We start from the raw sequence: 10,625 nt of genomic DNA on the forward strand, positions 1-10,625 counted from the left end.
GTGCAGGCTCCTTGCGCGCCGCGCCCAGCAGCCGGTCCAGCGCCAGCTCCACGTCTTCCTTCCAGGAGAGCGTCGAGCGCAGTTCCAGCCGCAGCCGCGGATGCACCGGATGCGGCCGTACGGTCTTGAAGCCCACCGCCAGGAGATGGTCCGCGGGCAGCAGACATGCCGGACCTTCCCAGTGCGCGTCCCCGAACGCCTCGATCGCCCGGAACCCACGCCGCAGCAAGTCCTTGGCAACCGTCTGGACCATGACCCGCCCCAGCCCCTGCCCCTGGTACCCCGGCATGATCCAGGCGGTGATCAGCTGCACGGCATCGGGCGAGACCGGGCTGGTCGGAAAGGCGGTGGCCCGCGGCACGTAGGCCGGCGGCGCGTAGAGGACGAAGCCCACCGGCACCTCGTCGACATAGACCACTCGACCGCAGGAACCCCACTCCAGCAGGACGGCGGAGATCCACGCCTCTTTCTCCCGCGCCGGAGTACCGGCCTTCACAGCGGCCTCGCCGCTGACCGGGTCCAGTTCCCAGAAGACACAGGACCGGCAACGACGGGGAAGATCCTGGAGGTTGTCCAGCGTGAGCGGTACCAGCCGACGACCCATGACCGCATCGTATCCACTGGTCCATCGTTCTTCGACAGCAAAGCGAAGGGGCGGACCGCACCGGTTCACACCGCTGCGATCCGCCCCTCGGCGGCCAAGGGATCACTCCCCGGCAAGACCCTGATCCAGCACCCGGCCCTCGCCCGGCGCCAGCGTCCCCAGAATCCGCTCCAGATCCTCCATCGAGGCGAACTCGACAGTGATCTTGCCCTTCTTCTGGCCCAGATCCACCTTCACCCGCGTCTCGAACCGGTCGGACAGCCGCGTGGCCAGCTCGTTCAACGCCGGGGCCACCCGGGCACCCGCACGCGGACCCTTCGGCTTCACCACGCTCGACGGATCCGAGGCCATCAGCGTCACGATCTCCTCGACCGCGCGCACCGACAGGCCCTCGGCCACGATCCGGTGCGCGAGCTTGTCCTGCGCCTCCGAGTCCTCCACGGACAGGAGCGCACGCGCGTGCCCGGCCGACAGCACACCCGCGGCCACCCGGCGCTGCACCGAGGGGGACAGCTTGAGCAGTCGCAGCGTGTTCGACACCTGGGGGCGCGAGCGCCCGATCCGATCGGCCAGCTGGTCGTGGGTGCATTTGAAGTCACGCAGCAGCTGATCGTAGGCCGCGGCTTCTTCCAGCGGGTTCAGCTGAGCCCGGTGCAGGTTCTCCAGCAGCGCGTCCAGCAGCAGCTTCTCGTCGTCCGTCGCCCGGATGATCGCCGGAATGGCCTCGAGCCCGGCCTCGCGGCAGGCTCGCCAGCGGCGCTCACCCATGATGAGCTCATAGCGGCCGGGGGCCGACTGCCGCACCACCACCGGCTGGAGCAGACCCACCTCCTGGATGGAGGTCACCAGCTCGGCGAGCGCGTCCTCGTCGAAGACCTCGCGCGGCTGGCGCGGGTTCGGCGTGATCGCGTCCATCGGGAGCTCGGCGAACATCGCCCCCGCCACCACATTGCTCTCGGTCTCGGATTCGGACTCCGCATCGGCAACCGGGACCACCGCGAGCGATGTTTCACGTGAAACATCGGCCTGTACGAGGGCGGCGAGCTTCGCCGCCGCGACCCCCCGCTCCGAAGCCAGCGTCGGCACCGCCGACGGGGACGTCGACCCGGCGCTGATCACCGGCGGCGTCTTCTCCTGCGGAGCCGCGGGGATCAATGAAGCGATTCCCCGCCCGAGCCCCCTACGTCGATCACTCACTGGACCCCCTCCGCCGCACTCTGCGTGCTGTTTCTGCCCGGGCCCAGATGGGCATGCCGGGCCTCGTACTGAATGCCGACGCCCCGATACGCGATCTCTCGCGCCGCCTCCAGGTAGGAGAGGGAACCACTGGAACCCGGGTCGTACGTGAGCACCGTCTGCCCGTAGCTCGGCGCCTCGGAAATGCGCACCGACCGGGGAATGCTCGTCCGCAGCACCTCCTTGCCGAAGTGGCTGCGCACCTCCTCGGCCACCTGCGAGGCGAGCCGCGTCCTGCCGTCGTACATCGTCAGCAGGATGGTCGACACATGGAGCGTCGGGTTGAGGTGGGCCCGCACCAGATCGACATTGCGCAGCAGCTGTCCCAGGCCCTCCAGCGCGTAGTACTCGCACTGGATGGGGATCAGCACCTCGGCGCCGGCCACCAGTGCGTTCACCGTCAGCAGCCCGAGCGAGGGAGGGCAGTCGATCAGGATGTAGTCGAGGGGCTGGTCGTACGCCTGGATCGCCCGCTGGAGGCGGCTCTCCCGAGCCACGAGCGACACCAGCTCGATCTCGGCACCCGCCAGGTCGATCGTGGCCGGGGCACAGAAGAGCCCCTCCACGTCCACCACCGGCTGGACGACTTCCAGCAGGGGCCGACTGTCCACGAGCACGTCGTAGATGGACGGCACGTCGGCGTGGTGGTCGATACCCAGCGCCGTGGACGCGTTGCCCTGCGGGTCGAGGTCGACCACCAGGACCCGTGCGCCGTGCAGCGCGAGTGAGGCCGCCAGGTTCACGGTCGTCGTGGTCTTGCCCACGCCGCCCTTCTGGTTGGCGACCACCATCACCCGGGTCTGATTCGGCCGGGGCAGCCTCTCACCGGCGCGCCCCAGCGCGTCGACCGCCTGCTGGGCGGCTCGGCCGATGGGGGTGTCGTTGTCTACAAGAGGCGGAGGCAATGTTTCACGTGAAACATCCTCTCCCGCCGATTCAGAGCGGGGACCGGGGACCGGATCGGCCATCGGCCCCGCGAGGTTGGCGTCGGACCGCACGGTGTCACTCTCCTCGACATCAGGCTCGCGATGAACAGAGCCTCCCATGTCACCCGGGCCGCGAACCAGCGGGGCCCGTACTCCTGTGGATGAATCCACCGTTGTGGACAACTCTGTCCCCCTTACCTCCTTGCGCGGGAGGGGGGACGCAGCCGCACGACCGCGGCTGATGATTCCATGCAGCAGAGAGCGACGTTTCACGTGAAACACGATGCCCGGAGGGAGTCTCCCGGCCGCTCCGACACTCCGAAATCCATACCTATAGGGCCCAACACGCGGATGAAATCTTCCGTGCGGGCCCCCGGCTCTCAACGAATCAGCGGAGCATCACCGGCGTCGGCGGGTACGACCCACCCGCGCCGCCTTAGCCCGCTTGGCCGCGAACCTCACCCCTCCAGGACTCTCTCCGACCTCGACCCGCACGACCGTCGACAGAGGATCCACCAGACCCTCGCCCACGTGCAGCACTGAGGTCTTCACCACACCCAGCTTCGCCAGCGCCGTCTTCGCCGACACCAGTTCCTCGTCCGCGGTGTCGCCCTTCAGCGCCAGCATCTCGCCGTACGGTCGCAGCAGGGGCACACCCCAGCCGGCCAGCCGGTCCAGCGGAGCCACCGCCCGCGCCGTCACCACGTGCACCGGCTGCAGCTTGCCCAGGACCTCCTCGGCCCGACCGCGCACCACCGTGACGTGGTCCAGGCCCAGCAGCTCCACGGCCTCCTGGAGAAAGGTCGTACGCCGCAGCAACGGTTCGAGCAGCGTGATCTTGAGATCCCGGCGCACCAGAGCGAGCGGGATACCGGGCAGACCCGCACCCGAGCCCACGTCGCACACGGTGACGCCCTGAGGGACCACCTCCGACAGCACCGCGCAGTTCAGCAGGTGCCGCTCCCACAGGCGCGGCACCTCACGCGGCCCGATCAGGCCCCGCTTGACTCCTGCGTCCGCCAGCAGCTCCGCGTACCGCACAGCTTCCGGGAAAAACTCACCGAACACCGCGCGCGCCTCTTCAGGCGCCGGGGGAAGCTCAGCTGCCTCCGTCACGGGGACCGTCCTTCCGTACCGCATGGTTCTGAAAAAACCACGTCTTCAAGATGAGGCGTCGTTCACCTGTCAGGCCAGGCTGACAAACATCGGCCCCGCCTGCGACACAGACGGGGCCGAACAACTCGCGCCGACGATCAGGCCGGGAGCACAACGACGAAGCGCTGCGGCTCCTCGCCCTCCGACTCGCTGCGCAGACCGGCGGCCGCCACGGCGTCGTGGACGACCTTCCGCTCGAACGGGGTCATCGGAGCCAACTTCAGCGGCTCACCGGACGCCTTCACGTCCGCCGCCGCCTGGGCGCCCAGCGCCGCCAGCTCCTCGCGCTTCTTCGCCCGGAACCCGGCGATGTCCAGCATCAGCCGGCTGCGGTCCCCGGTCTCCCGGTGCACGGCGAGGCGGGTCAGCTCCTGCAGAGCCTCCAGGACCTCACCGTCGCGGCCCACGAGCTTCTGCAGATCACGGCCGCCCGCGTCACTGACGATCGACACCGCGGCCCGATCGGCCTCGACGTCCATGTCGATGTCGCCGTCCAGGTCGGCGATGTCCAGCAGACCCTCGAGGTAGTCGGCCGCGATCTCACCCTCCTGCTCGAGGCGGGTCAGGGTGTCGCCACTCTCAGCGGCGGCGGTGGTGGTGCCTTCCGTCACGGGAGGGACTCCTTCTTACTTCTTGGGAGCGGGCTTGCTGGGGGTCTGACGCTGCGACTTCGACTGGCGCTTCGGCTGCTGCCGCTTCGCGGCACCGCCGCTCGCCGCATCCGAGTCTGCCGTGGCCTCGACACTCTTGATCACGGAGCCGTCGGGCTGGGCGGCCATGCCCTGCTTGGTGAGGGCGGCGATGAACTTGCGCTCGTTGTCGTTGCGGTCCGGGCCCTTGGCGACGATCGCCGAGACGACCCGCTTCCTGCCCCGGCCCTTGAGCTCACCGTGCGAGCTGATCTGCTTCAGCAGGCGGTTCAGGTACTGATCCTGCGCCTTGCTGCCCGGCGTCGGATTCTGGTTGATCACGTACATCTGCTGACCCATGGTCCACACGTTCGTGGTCAGCCAGTAGACGAGAACACCGACGGGGAAGTTGATGCCCATGACCGCGAAGATCACCGGGAAGATGTACATCAGCATCTTCTGCTGCTGCATGAACGGCGTCTTGACCGAAAGGTCGACGTTCTTCTGCATCAGCTGACGCTGGGTGTAGAACTGCGACAGCGACATCATGATGATCATGACGGCGGTGACGATCCGGACGTCCGTCAGGGTGGCGCCGAGAGCGGCCACCTTCTCCGGGCTGTCCATGAACTTCGCGGCGATCGGCGCACCGAAGATCTTGGCCGCACGGGCGCTGTCGACCAGCTGCTGGTCCATCGCGCCGACCGGCTTGCCATCGGCGATGTTCGACAGGACGTGGTACAGGGCGAAGAAGAACGGGGACTGCGCCAGGATGGGCAGGCACGAGGAGAGCGGGTTGGTACCCGTCTCCTTGTACAGCTTCATCATCTCTTCGGACTGACGCTGCTTGTCGTTCTTGTAGCGCTCCTGGATCGCCTTCATCTTCGGCTGGAGCGCCTGCATACCCCGGGTTGCCTTGATCTGCTTCACGAAGAGCGGGATCAGACAGATACGGATCAAGATCACTAGGGACACGATGGACAGGCCCCAGGCCAACCCACTCGACTCACCGAAGATCGCCCCGTACAGCGAGTGGAACTGGACGATGATCCACGAGACGGGGTAAGTGATAAAGCTGAACAGACTGGCAATCGTGTCCACTAATCAGGCTCCTTGAGCATTGCGAGATCTACGCAACGCACTGCGCAGCTGCTCGTGCCAACGCGGGCGTTTACGGGGTGGGACATGGTCCACGCCACCCGGGGACCACGGATTGCACCGCAGGATCCGCCAGGCGGTCAGGGCCGTCCCCTTCACCGCACCATGCCGGTCGATGGCCGTGTACCCGTAGTGCGAACACGACGGGTAGTAGCGGCACACCGGGCCGAGCAGCGGACTGATCGTCCACTGGTACAGCTTGATCAAAGCGAGCAGCGGGTACTTCATCGAGCCACGCCTCCCAGGAGCCGCACCAGAGCGGCATCCAGGTCCCGGGCCAGCTCGTCGGGGCCGGCATCACCCGCTCCGGGCAACGCGCGTACCACCACCAGGCTACCGGCGGGCAGCTGAGACAGCCGCTCGCGGACCAGATGGCGCAGACGGCGCTTGACCCGGTTACGTACGACGGCGTTGCCGACAGCCTTGCTGACGACGAAACCCGCACGCGACGAGGGATCGATCTCCCCCGACTCGTGCGGGTCCGTTGCACCGCTTGTACGTAGATGGACGACGAGGAGCGGGCGACCAGCCCGACGACCTCGGCGTACCGCGCTCGCGAAGTCCTCGCGCCGCCTCAGCCGATTCTCGGGAGACAGCACGACGTCACGACCTGCGTGTGGTTACGCGGAAAGGGCGGCGCGGCCCTTGCCACGACGGTTCGCGAGGATCGCGCGACCGGCACGGGTACGCATCCGCAGGCGGAAGCCGTGGGTCTTGGCACGACGGCGGTTGTTCGGCTGGAAGGTGCGCTTGCTCACTCGGGGGCTCCAGAGAATGAATCGTTGTGGCGGGACATCGCCTGGCTGTCACCGTGCGCCCACGAGGAAACTCGCGTGTTCGCCCGAGTGGCACCGCTAAACGATCACTATTAGTGACCTTCGCCCATCGGTAGGCAGGCGGCAGCAGCCATCGACAACTCGACCTCGTTACGGTACGCGCGGCTACGCCATCCGGTCAAACCGAGCCGACGTGGCCTCACACTGTGCACAGGCTGTGGACAACGACTTGAACCGTACCCGCTGGCCTGACTACCGTTGTCCGACCCCGGATTTTTTGTCCCGACCGTCCCAAAGAACCACACATTCGTGGGACCCCCGTGAGAGAGCGTGCTCTGTGGCTGACGTACCTGCCGATCTTGCCGCAGTGTGGCCAAGGGTGCTCGAGAAGCTCCTCGGGGAGGGACAGCCGGGGATCGAGCCCAAGGACAAGCAGTGGGTCGAGCGGTGTCAGCCCCTGGCACTCGTCGCCGACACCGCACTGCTGGCCGTCCCCAATGAATGGGGCAAGCGCGTCCTCGAAGGCCGCCTCGCCCCGCTGATCAGTGACGCGCTCAGCCGTGAGTGCGGCCGCCCCATCCGGATCGCCATCACCGTGGACGACTCCGCCGGCGAGCCCGCGCCCCCCGCCCCGCCGGTCCAGCAGCAGGGCGGGTACGAGCCGTACGGCGGCCAGCGCCCCGGCGGCCCGGGCGACGATCAGCTCCCCACGGCTCGCCCGGCCTACCCGGACTACCAGCAGCAGCGCCCCGAGCCCGGCGCCTGGCCCCGCGGCGGTCAGCAGGACGACTACGGCTGGCAGCAGCCGCGCCTCGGCGGTTTCCCCGAGCGCGACCCGTACGCCTCCCCGCAACCGGGCTACCGGCAGCAGCCCGAACCCTCCGGCTACGACCAGGGCTCCTACGAGCAGCAGAAGTACGAGCAGTCCCCGTACGAGCCCCAGCAGCACCAATCCCATCAGTACGAGCCCCAGCAGTACGAGCAGCCGGCGCCGCGCCAGGCCCCCGGCCGGCCCTCGGCGCCGTCCCCGTCCGGCGGCTCCACCTCCGGCCCGCTGGAGCCGACCGCGCGGCTGAACCCCAAGTACCTCTTCGACACCTTCGTCATCGGCGCGTCCAACCGTTTCGCGCACGCCGCCGCGGTGGCCGTCGCCGAGGCGCCCGCGAAGGCCTACAACCCCCTCTTCGTCTATGGGGAGTCGGGCCTCGGCAAGACGCATCTGCTGCACGCCATCGGGCACTACGCGCGGAGCCTCTACCCCGGCACCCGGGTGCGGTACGTGAGCTCCGAGGAGTTCACCAACGAGTTCATCAACTCGATCCGCGACGGCAAGGGCGACGCGTTCCGCAAGCGCTACCGCGAGATGGACATCCTGCTCGTCGACGACATCCAGTTCCTCGCGAGCAAGGAGTCGACGCAGGAGGAGTTCTTCCACACCTTCAACACGCTCCACAACGCCAACAAGCAGATCGTGCTCTCCTCCGACCGGCCGCCCAAGCAGCTGGTCACCCTGGAGGACAGGCTCCGCAACCGCTTCGAGTGGGGCCTGATCACGGACGTCCAGCCGCCCGAGCTGGAGACCCGTATCGCGATCCTGCGCAAGAAGGCCGTCCAGGAGCAGCTCAACGCCCCTCCGGAGGTACTGGAGTTCATCGCCTCCCGCATCTCGCGCAACATCCGCGAGCTGGAGGGGGCGCTGATCCGGGTCACGGCCTTCGCGAGCCTCAACCGGCAGCCGGTCGACCTGGGCCTCACCGAGGACGTGCTGAAGAACCTGATCCCGGGCGGCGAGGACAGCGCTCCGGAGATCACGGCCTCCGACATCATGGCGGCCACCGCCGACTACTTCGGCCTGACCGTGGACGACCTGTGCGGCTCCTCGCGCAGCCGGGTCCTGGTCACCGCCCGGCAGATCGCCATGTACCTGTGCCGGGAGCTCACCGACCTCTCACTGCCCAAGATCGGGGCCCAGTTCGGCGGCCGCGACCACACGACCGTCATGCACGCGGACCGCAAGATCCGCGCCCTGATGGCCGAGCGCCGCTCCATCTACAACCAGGTGACCGAGCTCACGAACCGCATCAAGAACGCCTGAAGCTCGGCTCCCGACACCCGGCCGCATCCGGTTCGGGGGCCGCTTCAGGGCCCCTTCACACGCATCCAGAGGGCGCTCCCGGTCCACAACGGGGGCGCCCTTCTTCGTTCGCGCGCCCCTGACCTGTTCGAATACGCCCCCGCCGGAGCAACTCATCCACAGATTGGGGGACTTTCTTCCGTCCACACCCTGGGGACGGGCCGCGTCACCCACAATCTGTCCACAGGCATGCGGGGTGAGACTCCATCAGAGCAGGTCAGCTGCCTGTGGAATTGTGCACAAACACTATCCACAGGCTGTGGACAAATTTTTCGTCCACAGCCCTGTCCACGGCGTTGTCCACCGTCGGCCCACAGGTTTCCACGTCCTGTGCACAGGATGCGAGGTCTTCTCCACACCCTTGTCCACTGTTCGGCAACACACCACCCCCTCTCACCGCCCGGAGTGAAAGCGGTCACACGGATGTAGACGTTTGGGTTGTGGAGTACCGGGGGAAAGCTGGGGACACACCTGTGGAGTAATCGGGGTCCCCTGGGGACAGCCTGTGCAGAACTTTTCGTTCTCCACAGGGACACGGGGTTGTCCACCGGTGTCACCCACAGGGTCGGTGGATAAAAAACCGGGGTTGACCTGCGAGAACGGGCTTATCCACCGTTTCCACAGGCCCTACTACTACCCCCATAGAGAGTTAGGCCGGTTTCGGTTTTCAAGCGGGTCCTGTGCACAACTCGTCGATCGCCCGCCCCGACGCCTCGCTCCCGACTTGACCGCCGGCCGCACCGAGTGTCGGCGCCGTACGTCAGACTGGTCCCCGGCATCGGTCGAGGCATCGACGAGCCGACGACGAAGGCCGGCAGACGAGCGAGCAACAGCAGGAGGCGGTTCCGGTGAAGATCCGGGTGGAGCGCGACGTACTCGCGGAGGCGGTGGCCTGGGCGGCCCGTAGCCTCCCGGCCCGGCCGCCGGTGCCCGTTCTCGCGGGGCTGCTGCTGAAGGCCGGGGAGGGCACCCTGAGCCTGTCCGGCTTCGACTACGAGGTCTCGGCCCGGGTCTCGGTCGAGGCGGACGTCGAGGAGGACGGCACCGTCCTCGTCTCCGGCCGGCTGCTCGCCGACATCTGCCGCGCCCTCCCCAACCGCCCGGTGGAGATTTCCACAGACGGTGTACGGGCGACCGTGGTCTGCGGCTCCTCCCGATTCACACTCCACACCCTGCCTGTGGAGGAGTACCCGGCACTACCGCAGATGCCGACCGCGACCGGCACCGTCGCCGGCGAGGTCTTCGCCTCGGCCGCCAAGCAGGTGGCCACCGCCGCGGGCCGTGACGACACGCTGCCGGTACTGACCGGTGTCCGTATCGAGATCGAGGGCGACCGCGTCACCCTGGCCTCCACCGACCGCTACCGCTTCGCGGTCCGCGAGTTCCTGTGGAAGCCGGAGAACCCTGAGGCGTCGGCGGTGGCCCTGGTGCCCGCCAAGACGCTCCAGGAGATCGCCAACTCGCTGACCAGCGGTGACACCGTCACCCTGGCGCTGTCCGGCTCCGGCGCGGGCGAGGGTCTGATCGGTTTCGAGGGCGCCGGGCGCCGCACCACCACCCGGCTGCTCGAAGGCGACCTGCCCAAGTACCGGACGCTGTTCCCGACGGAGTTCAACTCGATCGCCGTGATCGAGACCGCGCCCTTCGTCGAGGCCGTCAAGCGCGTGGCCCTGGTGGCCGAGCGCAACACCCCGGTCCGCCTCAGCTTCGAGAAGGGCGTGCTGATCCTGGAGGCCGGCTCCTCCGACGACGCACAGGCTGTGGAAAGGGTCGACGCCCAGCTGGACGGCGACGACATCTCGATCGCCTTCAACCCGACCTTCCTGCTAGACGGCCTGAGCGCGATCGCCTCCCCGGTGGCCCAGCTCAGCTTCACCACGTCGACCAAGCCGGCGCTGCTCAGCGGCCGCCCGGCGATCGACGCGGAGGCGGACGAGGCCTACAAGTACCTGATCATGCCGGTGCGACTGTCCGGCTGACGCTCCACCTGTCGACGTCGGGCCCGGT

At 67.8% G+C, this 10,625-nt stretch carries 11 protein-coding genes; 2 read left to right on the top strand and 9 right to left on the bottom strand.

Translation table 11 applies throughout. The features are described 5' to 3' along the window. The 9 genes from ACWGIU_RS17385 to rpmH all read right to left on the bottom strand — a co-directional run. Nucleotides 1–604, bottom strand: a 604-nt coding sequence (locus tag ACWGIU_RS17385; protein WP_453706703.1) for a GNAT family N-acetyltransferase, incomplete at its 3' end; no start/stop codon positions are given. 102 nt (nt 605–706) lie between these two features. After that, complete coding sequence (locus tag ACWGIU_RS17390; RefSeq protein ID WP_453706705.1) at nt 707–1,801, bottom strand: ParB/RepB/Spo0J family partition protein; 1,095 nt, start codon at nt 1,799–1,801, stop codon at nt 707–709. Continuing rightward, a complete protein-coding gene (locus ACWGIU_RS17395; protein ID WP_453706707.1) occupies nt 1,798–2,886 on the bottom strand; it encodes a ParA family protein in 1,089 nt (362 codons plus the stop codon). Before ACWGIU_RS17395 ends, ACWGIU_RS17390 begins: the two co-directional genes overlap by 4 nt. A gap of 279 nt (nt 2,887–3,165) precedes the next feature. Further along, nucleotides 3,166–3,882, bottom strand: coding sequence for a 16S rRNA (guanine(527)-N(7))-methyltransferase RsmG (rsmG, locus tag ACWGIU_RS17400; RefSeq protein ID WP_030008407.1), 717 nt, complete (start codon nt 3,880–3,882; stop codon nt 3,166–3,168). 137 nt (nt 3,883–4,019) lie between these two features. Beyond that, nucleotides 4,020–4,532, bottom strand: a complete 513-nt coding sequence (locus tag ACWGIU_RS17405) for a Jag family protein (protein ID WP_453706710.1) — start codon at nt 4,530–4,532, stop codon at nt 4,020–4,022. 15 nt (nt 4,533–4,547) lie between these two features. Then, entirely contained in the window at nt 4,548–5,651 is a 1,104-nt protein-coding gene (gene yidC, locus ACWGIU_RS17410; RefSeq protein ID WP_453706712.1) for a membrane protein insertase YidC, read from the bottom strand. Between the two features lie 3 nt (nt 5,652–5,654). Further along, complete coding sequence (yidD, locus tag ACWGIU_RS17415; protein WP_076043740.1) at nt 5,655–5,936, bottom strand: membrane protein insertion efficiency factor YidD; 282 nt, start codon at nt 5,934–5,936, stop codon at nt 5,655–5,657. Continuing rightward, entirely contained in the window at nt 5,933–6,307 is a 375-nt protein-coding gene (gene rnpA, locus ACWGIU_RS17420) for a ribonuclease P protein component (protein ID WP_078851074.1), read from the bottom strand. Before rnpA ends, yidD begins: the two co-directional genes overlap by 4 nt. Before the next feature lie 21 nt (nt 6,308–6,328). Beyond that, complete coding sequence (rpmH, locus tag ACWGIU_RS17425) at nt 6,329–6,466, bottom strand: 50S ribosomal protein L34 (protein ID WP_008741645.1); 138 nt, start codon at nt 6,464–6,466, stop codon at nt 6,329–6,331. Nucleotides 6,467–6,821: 355 nt separating this feature from the next. Between rpmH and dnaA the strand changes: the two genes are divergently transcribed. Both dnaA and dnaN read left to right on the top strand, forming a co-directional pair. Next, on the top strand, nt 6,822–8,579 hold the full coding sequence (dnaA, locus tag ACWGIU_RS17430; protein WP_453706714.1) for a chromosomal replication initiator protein DnaA: 1,758 nt from the start codon (nt 6,822–6,824) through the stop codon (nt 8,577–8,579). An 887-nt stretch (nt 8,580–9,466) separates the two neighbouring features. Next, a complete protein-coding gene (gene dnaN, locus ACWGIU_RS17435) occupies nt 9,467–10,597 on the top strand; it encodes a DNA polymerase III subunit beta (RefSeq protein ID WP_453706716.1) in 1,131 nt (376 codons plus the stop codon). Nucleotides 10,598–10,625: the final 28 nt, after the last annotated feature.

It is taken from the genome of Streptomyces sp. NPDC054840 (genome assembly GCF_053611065.1).